At 70.5% G+C, this 17,172-nt stretch carries 15 protein-coding genes; 5 read left to right on the top strand and 10 right to left on the bottom strand.

What is annotated here, in order from left to right; translation table 11 throughout:
• Positions 1–54: 54 nt before the first annotated feature.
• Positions 55–1,647, bottom strand: a complete 1,593-nt coding sequence (locus T398_RS08470) for a Rieske 2Fe-2S domain-containing protein (RefSeq protein ID WP_496445788.1) — start codon at positions 1,645–1,647, stop codon at positions 55–57.
• A gap of 194 nt (positions 1,648–1,841) precedes the next feature.
• Here T398_RS08470 and T398_RS08465 point away from each other — a divergent pair, with 194 nt between their 5' ends.
• Complete coding sequence (locus T398_RS08465) at positions 1,842–2,108, top strand: DUF2631 domain-containing protein (RefSeq protein ID WP_496445787.1); 267 nt, start codon at positions 1,842–1,844, stop codon at positions 2,106–2,108.
• 92 nt (positions 2,109–2,200) lie between these two features.
• On the opposite strand, the gene T398_RS08460 is transcribed toward T398_RS08465, so the two are convergent.
• The 8 genes from T398_RS08460 to T398_RS08425 all read right to left on the bottom strand — a co-directional run bounded on the left by T398_RS08460 (position 2,201) and on the right by T398_RS08425 (position 11,066).
• On the bottom strand, positions 2,201–3,505 hold the full coding sequence (locus T398_RS08460) for a DivIVA domain-containing protein (protein WP_496445786.1): 1,305 nt from the start codon (positions 3,503–3,505) through the stop codon (positions 2,201–2,203).
• A gap of 55 nt (positions 3,506–3,560) precedes the next feature.
• On the bottom strand, positions 3,561–4,679 hold the full coding sequence (rlmN, locus tag T398_RS08455) for a dual-specificity RNA methyltransferase RlmN (RefSeq protein WP_496445785.1): 1,119 nt from the start codon (positions 4,677–4,679) through the stop codon (positions 3,561–3,563).
• Positions 4,680–4,807: 128 nt separating this feature from the next.
• Positions 4,808–6,043 (bottom strand): phosphatidate cytidylyltransferase, encoded by a 1,236-nt coding sequence (locus T398_RS08450; RefSeq protein WP_496445784.1) that lies wholly within the window; start codon positions 6,041–6,043, stop codon positions 4,808–4,810.
• Positions 6,044–6,501: 458 nt separating this feature from the next.
• Positions 6,502–7,059, bottom strand: coding sequence for a ribosome recycling factor (frr, locus tag T398_RS08445; protein ID WP_496445783.1), 558 nt, complete (start codon positions 7,057–7,059; stop codon positions 6,502–6,504).
• 68 nt (positions 7,060–7,127) lie between these two features.
• Complete coding sequence (gene pyrH / locus T398_RS08440; RefSeq protein WP_033660626.1) at positions 7,128–7,895, bottom strand: UMP kinase; 768 nt, start codon at positions 7,893–7,895, stop codon at positions 7,128–7,130.
• Between the two features lie 152 nt (positions 7,896–8,047).
• Positions 8,048–8,875, bottom strand: a complete 828-nt coding sequence (tsf, locus tag T398_RS08435; RefSeq protein ID WP_496445782.1) for a translation elongation factor Ts — start codon at positions 8,873–8,875, stop codon at positions 8,048–8,050.
• Between the two features lie 91 nt (positions 8,876–8,966).
• The gene (gene rpsB / locus T398_RS08430) at positions 8,967–9,833 is read right to left on the bottom strand and encodes a 30S ribosomal protein S2 (protein ID WP_496445781.1); all 867 of its coding nucleotides are present in this window, start codon (positions 9,831–9,833) and stop codon (positions 8,967–8,969) included.
• A gap of 306 nt (positions 9,834–10,139) precedes the next feature.
• The gene (locus T398_RS08425) at positions 10,140–11,066 is read right to left on the bottom strand and encodes a hypothetical protein (RefSeq protein ID WP_496445780.1); all 927 of its coding nucleotides are present in this window, start codon (positions 11,064–11,066) and stop codon (positions 10,140–10,142) included.
• Positions 11,067–11,314: 248 nt separating this feature from the next.
• Here T398_RS08425 and T398_RS08420 point away from each other — a divergent pair, with 248 nt between their 5' ends.
• From T398_RS08420 to T398_RS08405, 4 genes are all read left to right on the top strand, one after another.
• Positions 11,315–11,671, top strand: a complete 357-nt coding sequence (locus T398_RS08420; RefSeq protein WP_496445779.1) for a YraN family protein — start codon at positions 11,315–11,317, stop codon at positions 11,669–11,671.
• Between the two features lie 15 nt (positions 11,672–11,686).
• Positions 11,687–13,207 carry a YifB family Mg chelatase-like AAA ATPase gene (locus T398_RS08415; protein WP_496445778.1) on the top strand — a complete coding sequence of 507 codons (1,521 nt, stop codon included), beginning with the start codon at positions 11,687–11,689 and terminating at the stop codon, positions 13,205–13,207.
• 19 nt (positions 13,208–13,226) lie between these two features.
• Positions 13,227–14,513, top strand: coding sequence for a DNA-processing protein DprA (locus T398_RS08410; protein WP_496445777.1), 1,287 nt, complete (start codon positions 13,227–13,229; stop codon positions 14,511–14,513).
• Between the two features lie 152 nt (positions 14,514–14,665).
• On the top strand, positions 14,666–15,643 hold the full coding sequence (locus T398_RS08405) for a tyrosine recombinase XerC (RefSeq protein ID WP_496445776.1): 978 nt from the start codon (positions 14,666–14,668) through the stop codon (positions 15,641–15,643).
• Positions 15,644–15,807: 164 nt separating this feature from the next.
• Here T398_RS08405 and T398_RS08400 read toward each other — a convergent pair whose 3' ends face one another.
• Complete coding sequence (locus T398_RS08400; RefSeq protein ID WP_496445824.1) at positions 15,808–17,073, bottom strand: nucleoside hydrolase; 1,266 nt, start codon at positions 17,071–17,073, stop codon at positions 15,808–15,810.
• Between the last annotated feature and the right edge of the window lie 99 nt (positions 17,074–17,172).

The raw sequence follows: 17,172 nt of genomic DNA, 5'->3' as shown, positions 1-17,172 counted from the left end.
GGAGCCATGCGGGACCGGTGCTCTTCATCGAACGGGCCGCTGCGCGGGCAGGGATCAGGTCGTCGTCGGCTCGACGACCGGGGCGGGGGTCTGCTCGTCGGCGCGCTCGGCGCGGATCTTGTGGCCGACGCTGGTCAGGCACCGCCCGCTGGCCAGGTCGAAGCGCCAACCGTGCAGCTGGCAGGTGAGCTGGTCGTCCGCCACGATGCCGAACCGGCTCAGGTCCGCCTTGAGGTGCGGGCAGCGCCGCTGCACCACCCAGTCGCCGAGGGTGATGTCCTCCGCGTCGACCGCCCGCTCGTGCTCGTCGTACCAGCCCTCGGCGTACTGCAACCGCTCCTGGGAGAGGCACTTGAAGAAGGCGTAGACGAACTCGTTGTACTGGCCGATCCGCGCCGCGGAGAACCGGCAGGACAGGAAGAGCGAGTTGACCCAATCCACCTCGCCGATGTGCAGTAGGTGCTCGATCAGCGCCCGCTCGGTGCGGAACCGGTAGCGCACCTTCTCGTCGGCGTACGGGCGGACCTGCTTGCCGGGGAAGTCCACCACGATCGACTCGACGGTCTCCGTACCCGCGTCGTCCACATCGACCAGGTCGAAGCGGACCGGGCCGCCGACCCCCTTGGCCAGATAGATCGACTCGTTCAGCAACGGCTCGATGCGGCGCTGCATCTCCCCCAGGACGTCCACCTCCGGGTGCCGCCAGGACGCCTTCTCCGCCGCGATGATCGGCCGCTTGCGCTCCCGCATCTCCTCGAGGTGGGCGACCTTGTTGGCGAAGAACTCCGCCACCGGCACCGGGTGGGTGGTCTCGCAGCCGTCGGCGGTGACCTCGGCGACGCTGCCCGGCAGCAACACCACCCCGTTGGTGCCACCGACCTTGGCGTACTCGTCCAGGAACACCGACTGGTCGGGGAAGATGTTGCCCTCGTCGCCGTGGATGTCGTTGAACTGCCACAGCTCGTCGTCGAGGAAACACGGCGGGCCGGCGATCGGGAAGACGTGGTCGGCCTTCAGGTCGTCGATGTAGCGCCAGGTCCGGTCGAACTGCCGGTCCCGCTTCTGCTTGCCGAACGCGGTCTTGGCGGCGTTCGGCAGCTCGTAGACCATGGGATACCAGATCGCACCGGAGAACTGGAGCATGTGCGCGTGCACGTGGCCCAGCTCGGTGAAGACGCTGAGGTCGGTGGGGCGGGCGTCGTTCTGGTTGAGCAGCCGGACCCCGTCGTGCTCCACCCACAGCGACGAGTCCCCGATCGGACCGTCGGTCGGGCTGGTCAGCGCCTGGATCATGACCTTGAGGCCGCCGCCCAGGTCGACGACCTTCTCGTTCGGCGCCTTCAGGAACTGGGTGAAGCCCAGCTCCCGCAGCTCGTCTTCCATCTCCGAGGTCGGGAAGGCGGGCAGCAGTACGGTGGCCCGCTTCGACACGTACCGCTTGAGGTGCGCCGCGTCGAAGTGGTCGCGGTGCAGGTGCGAGACGTAGAGGTAGTCAACGTCGCCCAGCGCCGCCCAGTCGAGTTGGGAGTTGTCGGGGAACGGAAACCACGAGGCGAAGTACGCCGGGTTGACCCACGGGTCGCACAGGATGCTCCCCGCGGGAGTGTCGATCCGCATGCTGGCGTGCCCGGTACCGGTCACTCGCACCGTAGTTCCCCCTTTAGCAGACATAACAAGGTTCACGTCCGAACCTACCGGAGCCACTCTCACCATCACGCCGCGACGCCGGTAGTGCCGTCCATGGGCGACAACACCCTCCGTTCCGGCCGGCACGGGCTCCCGGCCTCCCAACGAACCGGCCCCGGAGATGGTCGGACCCAGCGCCGGGGCCGGTACCAGGCGTGCCAGACTTGACCGCGGATCAGATCACGAGGGAAGGACCGACAGTGGCAGGAAGCGAGCCGGTTACGTCTCCGGACCAACACAAGCCCGGGCACCGCAGGTCCGGCCGGATCGGCGCGGTGGTTGTTGCGCTGTCGCTGCTGGCAATGATCTGCGGTAACCACGAGGGCAGGGTCGAGGACCTCTGGCTGATCGGCCTCGCCGTTCTGCTGCTGGCCATGGTCGTCGGCGACATCGTGCTCCGGCGCAACGGGCTTCGCCCGTAGCGCGCACCGTCAGCCACAACACGGTGGCCCGCTCCCCGGAGTCAGGGAGCGGGCCACCGTGTTGTTCCGGGTGAACCTGGTGTTGTCCGGAGTCAACGACCGAGCAGAACGTCCTGCACATTCTTCAGGGCGGCGTCCACTTCCTCCTCGAAGTAGCCGCCCTGTACCAGGCCGAAGCGGAGCGTACCCAGGTCGTGCGGGTTCACCGGCATCGGATTCCGCCCCTGCATTCCGCCGAGCAGGCTGTCGAAGAAGCGGTCGACCTGGTCCGGGTCGTACCCGCTGCCGAAGCGGCGAACCTGGAAGCTACGGCGAATCTGGTCAACCCGGTAGAGGTCGCTACCCGGCGGCCCAGCCATCGGCGGCCCTCCCCTTGCTGGATCACCCCCCCTGGGCTGAGCCGTCATCGGCGGCCCGGAGACCTCCGGTGAGCCGGCGAAGCCGGGCTGCGGCGCCGGCAAGCCGCCCATCTCTCGCCCGCGCTCCGGCATCCGCATCTCGGTCGTCATGTCGGCACGCCCGTGTCGACCGGCCTCGAACCCGTCAAACCGTGGCTCGTCGGGGCCGTAACCGCCGGTAGCTGGCCCCCGCGACGGGCCACCGGGACCGTGCGAACCACCGGGGCCGTGCGAACCACCGGGACCGTGCGAACCACCGGGACCGTGCGAACCACCGGGACCGTGCGAACCACCGGGACCGTGCGGGGCGGCCGGACCGCGTGGCGGTTCATAGCCGCCGTGGGGGGCATCGTGGCCGCCGTGGGGGGCATCGTGGCCGCCGGAGAAGGACCCGGTGCTTTCGTCGTACCGGCTGTGCGGAACACCGGGCGGCGCCGGCGCGAACCGGGGCGGCATCGGCTGCTGCTCCGGGGCGATGCCCCGCTCGTCGGGTGGACCCATCCGCCCCGGCGGGCCGAACTGGTCCGGCGGACCCATCCGCCCCGGCGGGCCGAACTGCTCGGGCGGACCCATCCGATCCGCCGGACCCATCCGCCCCGGCGGGCCGAACTGCTCGGGCGGACCCATCCGATCCGCCGGACCCATCCGCTCCGCCGGACCCATCCGCCCCGGCGGGCCGAACTGCTCGGGCGGACCCATCCGATCCGCCGGACGCTCGGGCGGGTAGGGGTCAGCGGCCGGAGCCGGGCGGCCGCTCTGTTCCTCCACGTCGGCGAGCTGCCGTTCCACCCGGTCGAGGTGAAGATCGACCTGCCACTCGTCATAGCCGTTGAATCGGACCCGGAAGACGACGTCGTGGACCTCCTGCGCGGACACGGGCGCGCCCACCGGCTGCCCCTCCAGCGTGGCCTCGACCCGGTCGAGGAAGGCGTCCACCTCGTCAACCTTGTATCCCCGGCGCAGCGACTTACGCCGGAAACGCTGACCCTGACTCGCCACTATGTCTCCTGGTCTAGTTCGCTCCGCCGGGTCGCTCTCCCCGGCCCCCACGCTCTCATTGCCCCTCGGCCGCGGCGAGCTGACCACATGCTCCGTCGATCTCACGCCCCCGGGTGTCTCGCACTGTCGTGGAGACCCCGGCGGCGCGCAACCGCCGGACGAACTCCCTCTCAACCGGCTTCGGGCTGGCATCCCAGCGGCTACCCGGAGTGGGGTTGAGCGGGATCAGGTTCACATGGGCCAACCGGCCGGCCAGCAGCCGCCCCAGCAGGTCGGCTCGCCACGGCTGGTCGTTCACGTCCTTGATCATTGCGTATTCGATCGACACGCGACGTCTCGTGTGGGCTGCGTACTCCCAGGCCGCCTCCAGCACCTCGGACACCTTCCAGCGCTGGTTCACGGGCACGAGTTCGTCGCGCAGCTCATCATCGGGCGCGTGCAGCGACAACGCAAGGGTCACGGAGAGGTCTTGGCTGGCCAGTCGACGGATAGCAGGGACCAGACCCACCGTGGAAACAGTGATGTGCCGCTGGGACAGCCCCAGCCCCTCGGGCGCGGGCGCCACCAGCCGGCGAATCGCCGCCACCACCCGGTTGTAGTTGGCCAACGGCTCCCCCATCCCCATGAACACCACACGAGACAGTCGCGGTGGGGACCCGGCGACGGCGCCAGAGGCGGCCACACCGGCCAGGTAGACCGCCTGGTCGACGATCTCAGCGGTGGAGAGGTTACGGGTCAGGCCCGCCTGGCCGGTCGCACAGAAGGGGCAGGCCATCCCGCACCCCGCCTGGCTGGAGAGACAGACCGTCACCCGGTCCGGATAGCCCATCAGCACACTCTCTACCAGCGAGCCGTCGTGCAGCCGCCAGAGCGCCTTGTGGGTGGCGCCGTCGTCACACGCCAGTTCCCGCACCGGTGTCAACAGCGTGGGCAGCAACTGGCCGGCCAGCTTCTCCCGGGTCGCCGACGGCAGATCCGTCATCTGCCCCGGATCGCGGACCAGCCGGCCGAAATAGTGAGTCGACACCTGCCGAGCCCGGAACCCCGGCTCGCCCAGTTCCTCGGCCAGAGCCTGGCGGCCGGCGAGATCGAAGTCGGCGAGGTGCCGCGGGGGCATCGCCGCGCGGCGGGCGGGGGCGTCGGGGTTGACCGGGGTCAAGGGCAGGTTCGTCATGGCCCACCCAGTCTGTCACGACCGGCCCGGACCACGCCGCTGCGGATCCGCCGGCCTCGCACCGGACCGGCCGGCAACGGTGGTGGAGGCGGGGCGTGCCCGGGGGTGGGCACCAGGTAGCCCACGCCTCAGCCCGTCACCGGAACGAAGAGCGCAAGCAGCAGGTACGCCGTCGGGAGGGCGAAGAGAACCGAGTCGAGCCGGTCCATCAGGCCGCCATGCCCCGGCAGCAGGTTGCTCATGTCCTTCACCCCGAGGTCTCGTTTGATCATGGACTCGGCCAGATCGCCCAGGACGGCCGCGGCGGAGACAGCGACTCCGAAGAGCGCCCCCCACCAGGGCGCTACATCGAAGAGCAGCCAGATCAGCAGGGCACCGCCGAGGGCCGCCGCGCCGAGCGAACCCGCCAGCCCTTCCCAGGACTTCTTCGGACTGATTGTCGGAGCCATCGGATGCCGACCGAAGTTGGCTCCGGCCGCGTACCCACCGGTGTCGGAGAGCACCACCGCTGCCAGTGTCACCAACACCCGCAGCGCCCCGTCCTCCGGCGCCGCCAGTAACGCGGCGAACCCACCGAGGAACGGTACGTAGACAGCGATCAGGGTGGCCGCGAGGGCGTCCCGACGGAATCCGGCCAGCCCGTCGCCCAGTCGCCACACCAGGGCACCGAGCACCGTGACGGCCAAACCGAGGGTCAACGCATCGGGCCCGGCGAACCAGGCCAGCCCGGACACCAGCACACTGCCCGCGGCCAGCGGGACCAGCGGCGGGTGGACGCCCGCGCGACCGACCGCCCGGGTCATCTCCCAACAACCGACCACCAGTGCCCCCGCGACGACCACCACGAAGGCGAACGGGTAGAGAAAGAGAGGCACGAGGATGAGGGCACCAAGGCCAACCCCTACGCCGATAGCCGCCGGCAGGTTACGGCCGGCCTTGCCGGCCGACCGCGGTTGGGCAGCGGCGCCGGAGGCACGACGCCGTCCCGCCCGACGCCGCCCCCGCGGTCGCGGCTGCGTGGCCGGATCGTCGTCCCGGACCGGCTGGAGCTGAGCTGTCGGGTACTCGGACCCGCCTGGGGCGTCCGGGACCGCGTTCTGTCGCGCGTTCGGGTAGTCCCGGTCGTCGGTGAGGGCTTGGTGGCCGTTACCCGGGATTCGGCCAGGCCCACCCGTCGACTCCGCTGGCGACCGGCCATGCTGGCCGGGATCGCCGTGGTCGGAGCCAGGGCCTTCTCGATGCCGAACCGTTGCACCGAGGTCGCGGGGTACCGCACCAGAATCCACCGGTGGAACGCCAGGCGATTCGGCGGGCCGTTCCCAGCCGTGGGGTTCGGCGCTGCGGTGCGGGTCAACGGGGGACATCACGCACCTGGAGGGAAGACGAAACCGACGACCAGACGCACAACCACAACCATGTCCCCTACCCGAATGATGTTCCCTCTGGTTGACCGGCGGGTCGGCCAGTCGATCCCCGCCAGTCACCGCCGGGTGCCCGAGAATCGAGCCGAGCCTACTGCACCCGCTACCCCGGCATCCGAAACCGCCTCCGCCCGCCCGACCAGCACCGCCGGGGCGGCCGGTACGCGCTGGTGTGGCCAGTGCGGCCTATGCGTGCTACTGCGCCCTTTGCGCGCTGGTGCGGCCCTTGCGCGCTGGTGCGGCCCTTGCGCGCTGGTGCGGCCCTTGCGCGCTGGTGCGGCCCTTGCGCGCTGGTGCGGCCCTTGCGCGCTGGTGCGGCAACGAGCCGCAACAGAGAGGCGGCACCGGCGGCCCCGAAAGGGCGTGGTCGCCGGTGCCGCGTCAGCAGCCGGGCAGCGAGGTCAGACCTCGAGCAGCTCGGCTTCCTTGTGCTTGATCAGCTCGTCCACGCTGCCGACGAACCGCTGAGTCAGGTCGTCCAGCTCCTTCTCGGCACGGCGCCCGTCGTCCTCACCGACCTCACCGGCCTTGACCAGCCGGTCCAACTCCTCCTTGGCCTTGCGGCGGATGTTGCGGACCGCCACCTTGGCCTCCTCCCCCTTGTGCCGAGCCACCTTGATCATCTCGCGGCGGCGCTCCTCGGTCATCTGCGGGAGCAGAATGCGCAGCTGGTTACCCTCGTTGTTGGGGTTTACCCCAAGGTCGGAGTCGCGGATCGCCTTTTCCATGGCGTTGGTCTGCGAGGTGTCGTACGGCTTGATGATGACCATGCGGGGCTCCGGCACCCCGATCGACGCCATCTGCGGCAACGGGGTCGGGCTGCCGTAATAGTCGATTATGATCTTGGAGAACATGGCGGCGTTGGCACGGCCCGTACGGATCGCCCCGAACTCCTCCTTGGCGTGCTCGATGGCACGCTCCATCTTCTCCTCGGCCTCGAGGAGGGTTTCGTCGATCACCGTTCTCCTCGCCTCCTTCTATGCTCGTCGTGGCTGGTCAGGTCGGAGGACCGTCGAGGTCGAACCGCTCAGGTGGTGATCAGGGTACCGATCTTGTCGCCGCCCACGGCCCGAGTGATGGTGTCGTCGCCCTGGGCGCCGAAGACCAACATCGGCAGGCCGTTCTCCATGCAGAGGCTGAACGCGGCGGCGTCGGCGACCCGCAGGTTTCGACGAAGCACCTCGGAGAAGGTGATCGAGTCGAACTTGCTGGCGGTCGAGTCGACGCGCGGATCCGCCGTGTAGACGCCGTCCACCCCGTTCTTGCTCATCAGCACCACATCTGCCCGGATCTCCAGAGCCCGCTGCGCGGCGACGGTGTCGGTGGAGAAGTAGGGCATGCCAGCACCGGCCCCGAAGATCACCACTCGTCCCTTCTCGAGGTGCCGGATGGCGCGCAGCGGAATGTATGACTCGGCGACCTGGGCCATGGTGATAGCGCTCTGCACCCGGGTCTCGATGCCCTCCTTCTCCAGAAAATCCTGGAGGGCGAGGCAGTTCATTACCGTACCGAGCATGCCCATATAGTCGGCCCGGGCCCGGTCCATCCCCCGCTTCTGCAACTCGGCGCCCCGGAAGAAGTTGCCTCCACCGACCACCACCGAGACCTGCACACCGCGCCGGACCACGGTCGCGATCTGCTGGGCGATGGCCTGAACAACATCGGGATCGACACCGATCGCGCCCCCGCCGAACACCTCGCCGGAGAGCTTCAGCACCACCCGCCGCGCGCGGCCAGGAGGTGGCGCCGTCGGATCCTCCGCCAGCAGACTCCGGTCACTCACAACCTGTGTCATCCTCCCCGCCCTTCACCATGCGTACGCCGCACACGCCGCAAATTGCCGCCATCGACCCTACGTGACGAGGAGGCCGCGGTGCTTGACACGTACACCGGCGACCTCCTCGTCCACGTTCCCGTCCCGAACGCCGGCAAGCGCTCAGGATCGGCTCAGGCCTGGCCGACCTCGAACCGAACGAAGCGGGTGACCTCAACCCCGGCCTCGGCCAGAACCTGCCGCACCGGCTTCTTGTTGTCGGTGACCGACGCCTGCTCCAGCAGGACGAAGTCCTTGAAGAAGGAGTTCACCCGGCCCTCAACGATCTTCGGCAGCGCCGCCTCGGGCTTGTTCTCCTCCCGGGCGGTCTGCTCGGCGATGCGCCGCTCGGACTCGACGACCTCCGCCGGCACCTCATCCCGGCTCAGGTACTGCGGGCGCATCGCGGCGATCTGCATCGCCACACCGCGCGCGTCGGCGTCCCCGGCCTCGTCGGTCTTGCCGGTGTACTGCACCAGCACACCGACGGCCGGCGGCAGATCCTGCGCCTTGCGGTGCAGGTAGACCGCGACGGTGCCGTCCAGCTTCGCGAACCGGTTCAGCACCAGCTTCTCGCCGATCTTGGCGGACTGCTCCTGGACCAGCTCGGCGACGTCCTTGCCGTCGATCTCGCTGGCCAGCAGTTCCTCGGCGTTGCTGATGCCGGTGCGCTCGCCGTGCTCGACCAGCTGCTGGGCCAGCGCGACGAAGCTGTCGGTCTTGGCGACGAAGTCCGTCTCGCAGTTCAGCTCCAGCAGGGCCTTGCCGGAGTGCGCGACCAAGCCGTTGGCGGCGGTCCGGCCAGCCCGCTTGCCGACATCCTTGGCGCCCTTGACGCGCAGAACCTCGACTGCCTTGTCGAAGTCGCCCTCGGCCTCGGTCAACGCCTTCTTGCTGTCCATCATGCCGGCGCCGGTGAGGTCGCGGAGCTTCTTGACATCCGCGGCGGTGAAGTTGGACATGACTCTCTCTTCAGTGGTGAGACTGCGGGTGGGTGGTCTGGATGACGATGTACCCGGAGCCCCGGCCGCACGGCCGGGGCTCCGGGGGCGGTCACTCCGCGGCGGCTGCCGCCGGCTGCTCTTCGGCCTTCGCCGGCTGCTCTTCGGCCTTCGCCGGCTGCTCTTCGGCCTTCGCCGGTTCCTCGAGCAGCTCGCGCTCCCACTCGGCCAGCGGCTCGTCGGCGGCGACCCCCGCCTCCGGCTTCTCGTCGGTGCCCCGACGGCGGCCGGAACGGGCGATCAGGCCGTCGGCGACGGCGGCGGCCACAACCTTGGTCAGCAGCTCCGCCGAGCGGATCGCGTCGTCGTTACCCGGAATGGGGTAGTCGACCTCGTCCGGGTCACAGTTGGTGTCGAGCACCGCGATGACCGGAATACCCAGCTTGCGAGCCTCGTCAACGGCGATGTGCTCCTTCTTCGTGTCGACCACCCAGATCGCGGCCGGGAGCTTCTGCATGTCCCGCAGACCCCCGAGGGTACGCGACAGCTTCCCCTTCTCCCGGTTGAGCTGCAGCGTCTCCTTCTTGGTGTAGCCGGCTGCGGTGCCACTCAGGTCACCGAGGGCCTCCAGCTCCTTCATCCGCTGGAGCCGCTTGTACACCGTCTGGAAGTTGGTCAGCATGCCGCCGAGCCAGCGGTGGTTGACGAACGGCTGACCAACCCGGGTCGCCTGCTCGGCGATCGCCTCCTGCGCCTGCTTCTTGGTCCCGACGAAGAGGATGCTGCCCCCCTCGGCGACCGTCCCGCGCACGAACTCGTACGCCTTCTCGATGTAGTCGAGGGTCTGGCGCAGGTCGATGATGTAGATACCGTTGCGCTCGGTGAAGATGAAGCGCTTCATCTTCGGGTTCCAGCGCCGGGTCTGGTGCCCGAAGTGGACACCACTCTCGAGCAGCTGGCGCATGGTCACGACGGCCATGGTTACTCCTTGCGTCCCTGGTTGTTCCGCCCGGCCGGCGGCTGGGCGTCCTGGCGCCCGGTCGTCGGCCGTGGTGGGCCCGACCCAGCGGTCGGGACCAGGGAGCCGCCGCCCCACGGCAAGCCGCGGGGAGGGCGCGCGAGGTCGACCGCGCAAGGCGGTCGCCAGTCGACCAGTGTACGCCACCTCCCACAAACCCCGCGTTCGGGAGCAAGTGCCGCAACGCCGGGATTGTCATGGGCCCACAGCCGCCGGACCGAAGTTGGTCGACCGCCAGACCAGGGTTGGCCAGCCCCGACCGGCAGCTCAGCCGACCGCGATCGCCGCCGCCACGAAGAGCACCAGGCCAGCGGTGAGACAGGCCGTCGGCGGACGCAGCCAACCGCGACCATCTGGCAACGACAACCCACCGGCACGCAGCCCGTACAGGCCAACGGCGAAGATCGGCACCCCGCCGACGAGGAACATCCCGGCCAGCACGTTCGCCGCCGTCAGCCCTCCGGTCAGCCCGTCCAGCAGCACCAGCAGTGCCGGCACCTCGAAGGCCAGCACCAGGACGGCGAAGATCACCGCCAACACCGGGCGGCGCGTCCGATAGACACCGTCGCCCGCCGGGGGCGCCGCCGGGGACAGATCACCACGTGGCCCGACCGGCGGCATCGCTCCGGTCGGCAGCTCCAACGGGTTCACCGCCTCCTCGGCGGGGCGGTTCGGCTCCACGATCGGGTACCCGCCCAGCGCGCTCGGCCGCCCCGGCTCCGCGACCGGGCCGGCCGCGCCGAACACGTCCGCGCTGGAGGCCGAGAGTTGGTCACGTGCCTCCCGTGAGCGCCGCCCCGGCCGGTCAGCAGTGGAATCACCGGTGCTCTCCGGGTCAGTCTCGGCCCACCGGGAGCGGCTCGCCCGGTAGCCCTCGGTCTCGGACCGAGCGTCGCCGTACGCACCCGTGGCGCTGAAACGCCCAGAGTCGTCCTCGCTGATCCGAAACGCACCGGAGTCCTCCGGTTTAACGAGCCCGCCCCGCCCGTCGCCAAAACCGTCGTACCGGTGGCCCCCACCACCCTGCTCGGGGCCCCGGAGATCCTCCTCGCCGTAGTGGCTCTCCCCCCGCCATGTCGGCTCCCCATAACCCCGATCCCGGTCACCGGGGTACCAACGCGACTCCTGATCTTCAGTGAAACTCCGTCGTCCGTCCACGTCGGCACCGTATGCGACCGACTGCGCGGACGCCATTCGCCGGGCAGTCCGCCCTCGGCCTGCACCAACCCACCAACATCGGCAATCTGAACATCACTCTCCGTACTCAACGAGATACTCCGGTCCACCATCACGCCGGTGATAGGCCACGATCACGCTCCCGAAGGCGGTGTCCTTAGCACGGCGAGAGCTTGATCGTCCGTTCGTCCACAGGTGGGCTCGTCGTCCACAGGCCCGCACCGCCCGAACCACGCCCCGGAGCCGGCCCCGGCACCGTGCCGGGTATGAGCAGACACAACCAGTCGGTGGGCGCATACGGGGAACGCTGCGCCCTCCGACACCTGATCACGGCGGGGCTACGGCCGGTGGCCCGCAACTGGCGTTGCCCGCACGGCGAGATCGACATCATCGCCTGGGACGGCGCGGTCCTCGCCATCTGCGAGGTCAAAACCCGGTGCACCGACACCTTCGGCACCCCCACCGCGGCCGTAACCGGCACCAAGGCCCGCCGGCTGCGTCTCCTCGCCGCCCGCTGGCTCGCCGAGACCGGCACCCGGGCCGACGAGGTCCGCTTCGACGTGCTCTCCATCCGCCTCACCGGTGGTATGCCTCGCATCGAGCACCTGAAAGGTGCGTTCTGACATGAGAGCACACCGATGAGCTACGCCCGGGTCCGCTGCATCGGCCTGGTCGGGGCTACCGGGCATGTGCTGCAGGTCGAAGCCGACCTCGCCCCCGGCCTGCCCACCGTGGCGATCACCGGCCTACCGGACACCGCCCTACACGAGGCGCGCGACCGCGTCCGGGCCGCTGTGGTCAACTCCGGTCGGGCCTGGCCCAACCGCCGGATCACCATCAACCTGCTCCCCGCCACCCTGCCCAAACACGGCTCCAGCCTCGACCTCGCGATCGCGGTAGCGGTGCTGGGCAGCGCCGGGGAGCTACCGCTGGCCCCCCTGGATCAGGTGGTGCTCCTCGGCGAGTTGGGCCTGGACGGCACCGTCCGCCCCGTCCGCGGTGCCCTACCCATGGTCGCCGCGGCTGCCAGCGCCGGGCACCACCGGGTGGTCGTTCCCCTCGACAACGCCACCGAGGCGGGCATGATCCCCGGCATCCAGGTCCACCCCGTCCGCAGCCTCCGCCAGTTGGCCGCCTTCCTCACCGACGGCGCCCCGCTGCCGCAGCCGCCCCCGGCCACCCCGGCGGACCCCACCCCCACCCTCGACCTGGCCGATATCGCCGGCCAGAGCCTGGGCCGGCGGGCCCTGGAGATCGCCGCTGCCGGCGGCCACCACCTCGCCCTACTCGGCCCACCCGGCGCTGGCAAGACCATGCTCGCCGAACGGCTCCCGTCGGTCCTACCCGAGCTGCCCGACGACGCCGCGATGGAGGTGACCTCGCTGCACTCGATCGCCGGCCTGCTGCCCTCCGGTGGGCAGTTGATCCGACAACCACCGTTCCAGGCGCCGCACCACACCGCGACCGTTTCGGCCTTGGTCGGTGGTGGCTCCGGCCTCGCCCGCCCCGGCGCGGTATCCCTGGCCCATCGCGGCGTACTGCTGCTAGATGAAGCTCCCGAGTTCCAACGGCGCGCTCTGGACGCCCTCCGGCAGCCGCTCGAGCACGGCCGGGTCCGGTTGGCCCGCTCCCGCGGCACCGCCGAATACCCGGCCCAGGTGCAGCTCGTCCTGGCCGCCAATCCCTGCCCCTGCGCCAAACCAGCCGGCGACGTCTCCTGCGACTGCACCCCACTCGCCCGACGCCGCTACCTCGGTCGCCTCTCCGGCCCGCTCCTCGACCGGGTCGACATCCAGGTGACCGTGCGGCCGGTACGCGCCGCCGAGCTGGTGCAGGTGAGCTCGGGCGGCGAGCCCTCCAGCGTGGTGGCCGCCCGGGTCGCGACGGCCCGCGCGGCGGCCCGCGAGCGTTGGTCCCGCCTCGGCCAGCGAAGTAACGCCGAACTACCCGGGCCGGTGCTGCGGCGGCCACCCTGGTGCCTGCCCGGCCCGGTCATCCGGGGGCTACGTGCCCGGCTCGACCGGGGATCGCTTTCGGCCCGGGGCTTCGACCGGGTCCTCCGGTTGGCGTGGACGATCGCCGACCTGGACGGTCGGCAGCGCCCCGACGCCGAGGACGTCCGAGAGGCGATCGGCCTGCGCACCGGGGAGGCACTGTGAACACCTGGGGAGAGGTACTGTGACCGCCCGGGGAGAGGCCGGCGCCGGCTTCGGGCCAGCGGGAAATCCGGAGCAGGCCGGGATGAGGCACCCGGCGAGTGATCCGCGAGCGGCAGCGGCACTCGACGCCGACCGCCTCGCCCGGGTGGCGCTGACCTGGATCGCGGAGCCGGGTAACCGGTCCGTCTTCAGGTTGGTCAAGCAGCACGGCGCGGTTGGCGCGCTGACCCTGCTGCGGGAGGGCGACGCCCCCGAGGAGGCACTGCGGCAGACGGTGACCGCCCGGCTCTCGGCCGGAGACCCGCTGGCAGTAGCCACGAAGGCGATGGAACGCGCCGACCGCCTCGGCGCCCGGCTGGTGACGCCAGCCGACGACGAGTGGCCGCTGCCCGTCGACGACCTACACCGCCTCGTCCTGGCGAGTTCGCCCCGCCGGGTCGACCGGGAGACCGCCCCACCGCTCTGCTTCTGGGTGCGGGGTGGGCACTCCCTGGCCGAGACGCTGGACCGGTCGGTCGCGCTGGTGGGCGCCCGGGCCGCGACCGGCTACGGCATCCACGTGGGCACCGAGCTGGCGTACGGACTGGCCGAACGGGGTTGGACGATCGTCTCGGGCGGGGCGTTCGGCATCGACGCCGCCGCGCACCGGGGGGCGCTGACCGCCGGTGGGTTGACCGTCTCCGTGCTCGCCTGCGGCGTGGACCGGCCGTACCCGATGGGCAATGCCGCCCTCTTCGAGCGGATCGCCGACACCGGGCTGTTGGTCAGCGAGTGGATACCGGGAGCGGATCCGCTGCGGCCCCGGTTCCTGATCCGCAATCGCGTGATCGCCGCGGCGACCCGGGGCAGCGTGCTGGTCGAGGCCGCCGCCCGCAGCGGAGCGACCCAGACGATGCACCGGGCCCTGGCGATCGCCCGGCCGGCGATGGTGGTGCCCGGCCCGGTCACCTCCACCATGTCCGTCGGGGCGCACGAGCTGCTCCGGCAGTACCCGGAAGCCCGGCTGGTCACCTCCTCCGCGCAGGTGCTCGAGGAGGTGGGTCGCATCGGTGGGGACCTGGCACCGCAGGTACGCGGGCCCGCGCAGGTACGGGACCAACTCGACGACGAGTCCACGATGGTGCTGGAGGCGCTGCCCCGGCGAGGCGTACGCGGAGTTGACGACATCGCCGCCCGGTCCGGCGTGATGGCCCGGACAGCGCTGCGCAAGCTGGCCCTCCTTGAGGAACTGGGCCTGGTCAGCCGACGCGACGACGGGTACGCGCTCTCGCCCCCGCTGCCGCCGCGGGAACCCTTGACGCCGTAGGAGCCGTCGGGACCGCGGGAGCCGTCGGGACCGCGGGAGCCGGCAAGGCGCCCGTAGGCTGATCGGGTGCACGTCGACAAGCAGCTCACCATCGGTCCGCCGGGCCGGCTCACCAGCTGACCCGAGGCCAGGCAGTGAAACGAGGTCGGGCAGTGAAACGAGGCGAAGCGACCCGGGCCCGGCACGCGGCGCTCCCCGCGCCGCTACGCGAGGCGGCGGACGACTTCGCGGCCCAGCTGGCCCAGGTCCAGAACCGCTCCGCCCACACCGTCCGGGCATACGTGGCCGATGTCATCAGTCTGCTCGACCACGCCGTACGGGCGGGAGCCCAGACTCCCGCTGACCTGACGCTCGCACAGATCCGCAGCTGGTTGGCCCGGCAGCGCACGACGGGAGCCGCCCGGACCACACTGGCCCGAAGGTCCGCCGCGGCCCGCACCTTCAGCGCCTGGGCCCACCGCGACGGCCGGCTACCGACCGACATCGCCGCCGGCCTGGCCAGTCCCCGCGCCCACCGGGAGCTACCCGCCGTACTCCCGGTTGATCAGGCCACCGCCCTGTTGGAGGCGGCGCACACGGCACCCCAGGAGCAGCCGACCGACGACGTCCAGCCGGGCGCCGCCGACCCGGCCCGGCTGCGAGACCAGCTGCTGCTGGAGCTGCTGTACGCGACCGGGGTCCGGGTCAGTGAGGCGTGCGGGCTTGACGTCGCGGACGTGGACCCGGGCCGGCGGGTGCTCCGGGTGTTCGGCAAAGGGGGCCGGGAACGCAGCGTGCCCTACGGAGTCCCCGCGCAACGGGCGCTCGACGTGTGGCTGCGCCACGGCCGCCCCCGGCTGGTCGGCGCTCGGTCGGCGAACGCACTGCTACTCGGGGCGCGCGGCGGCCGGCTCAACCCGACCACCGCGCGAGGTATCGTTGGCCGGTACGCCACCGTGGCGGGCCTACCCCGGACCAGCCCGCACGGGCTGCGGCACGCGGCGGCCACCCACCTGTTGGAGGGCGGCGCGGACCTACGGGCGGTGCAGGAACTCCTCGGGCACTCCTCGCTGGCCAGTACCCAGATCTACACCCACGTGTCGGTCGAGCGGCTGCGGGCCGCGTACCGGCAGGCCCACCCTCGGGCGTGAGCCGGCGGGCCGCCGCGGCGTTTCACACGCCGATCCTGCGGGTGCACCAGTTGTGGGCACCCGCCACGACGCTACCGCGGTCACCTCGACAACCACTGATGCGAACGGGCTACGCACCCAGCCACTCGGCGTGGGGACGTAGCCCGTGCTTGGCGGGGTTCCCGCTACTCCAGGGCGCCACCCCCCTCATTCCAGGTGGTGCCCTCCTCGGTGGGGAGCGCCCACTCCTCAGTCCCCAGGAGCCCCTCCTCGGTCGGGAGCGTCCAGTCTTCGGTCCACAGCGGCCCGGTGTCGGTCGGCGCAGCCCAGTCTTCGGTCCACAGAGGTCCCGTGGTCAATGCAGACCCCTCGTCGGTCCGCAGCGGCCCGGTGCCCGTCGGCGCAGCCCACTCGTCGGTCCGCAGCGGGCCGGTGCCCGTCGGCGCAGCCCACTCGTCGGTCCGCAGCGGGCCCTCCTCGTTCAGAAGGACATCCCGGTCGGTCCACCCATCTCCGCCAACGGCCTGAAGAATCGCGTGCTGGTAGCGGCCCGCCGCCTGCCTACTCGTGAAACCCGTGCACGAGGTGACCTGCCGGGTTTCGGTGATCTCAGGCGAGAACCAGTCGTAGATGTCTGCTTCTCCGGCCTCCGCTGTCGCTGGCGATCCGGTCTTCAGCCGGTAGCCCGCCTGCTGACATACCTGGTCCTGCGGCCGGATCAGGTGCCACGCGGCGGCGGCGTCAAAGATCGGGTACGCGGGGCCGAAGTCTATGTCCTTCAACATCTCCAGGCGCGGCATCGACGACTCGCCGTAGAACCGCGCGAGCGGGTCCGTACTGGTGGCCAGCCGCTCCAACTCCAGGATCGGGATCGGCGCCAGCGAGGAGAGGTCGAAGGTGATGGCCGTGAAAGGAATGGTCGTTTCGTCCAGGACGATCTGCTCGGCCCGCGGGTCCATGATGTAGTTGAAGTCAACCAGCGGGGTGCCGAAGATCTCGAACACTGTCGTCGGCTTACTGCCGACGAGGGCGACGATCCGGGAGATGAGGGCGGCCTCTTCCGGGAAGTTCATGGTCAGACACGCCACGTCGGTCAACGGACCGATCGCCAGGATCGTCAACCCGCCGGTCTCCCGCAGCTGGTCGGCCATGAACCGGACGCCGTCGTTGACGCAGGTATTGGTCAGATCCGCGCCGCCGGTGGTCTGCTGGGCCTCGACCGGCAACCAGACCTCCGCCCCCTGCACCACGGGTATGTCCGCATCGAGTGCGTTAACCGTCGCCTGGGCGGCTACCACAGTCGACTTGGCCATCGAGTTTCCCATGGTCACCACAACGCCCCGCACATCAACCCCGTGAGCCAACGCAAGGGCGAGCGCGTACGAGTCGTCAATATCCGGGACCGAGGCGGACATACCGTTACGGGAGCCCGTGGTCAGCCCCATCGACATATCGGTAGAGAAAAGCACTGGCTCACGTTGCCGATCACCCCGATGCTGAGGCTCCACGGAAGGGGGAACCGACGGGACGTAACGGCTACGATCGGGGGC

Source organism: Salinispora goodfellowii (assembly GCF_059570675.1).
The sequence above is the reverse complement of the archived record's forward strand: the minus strand, read 5'-3'. Positions and strand labels throughout refer to the sequence as shown.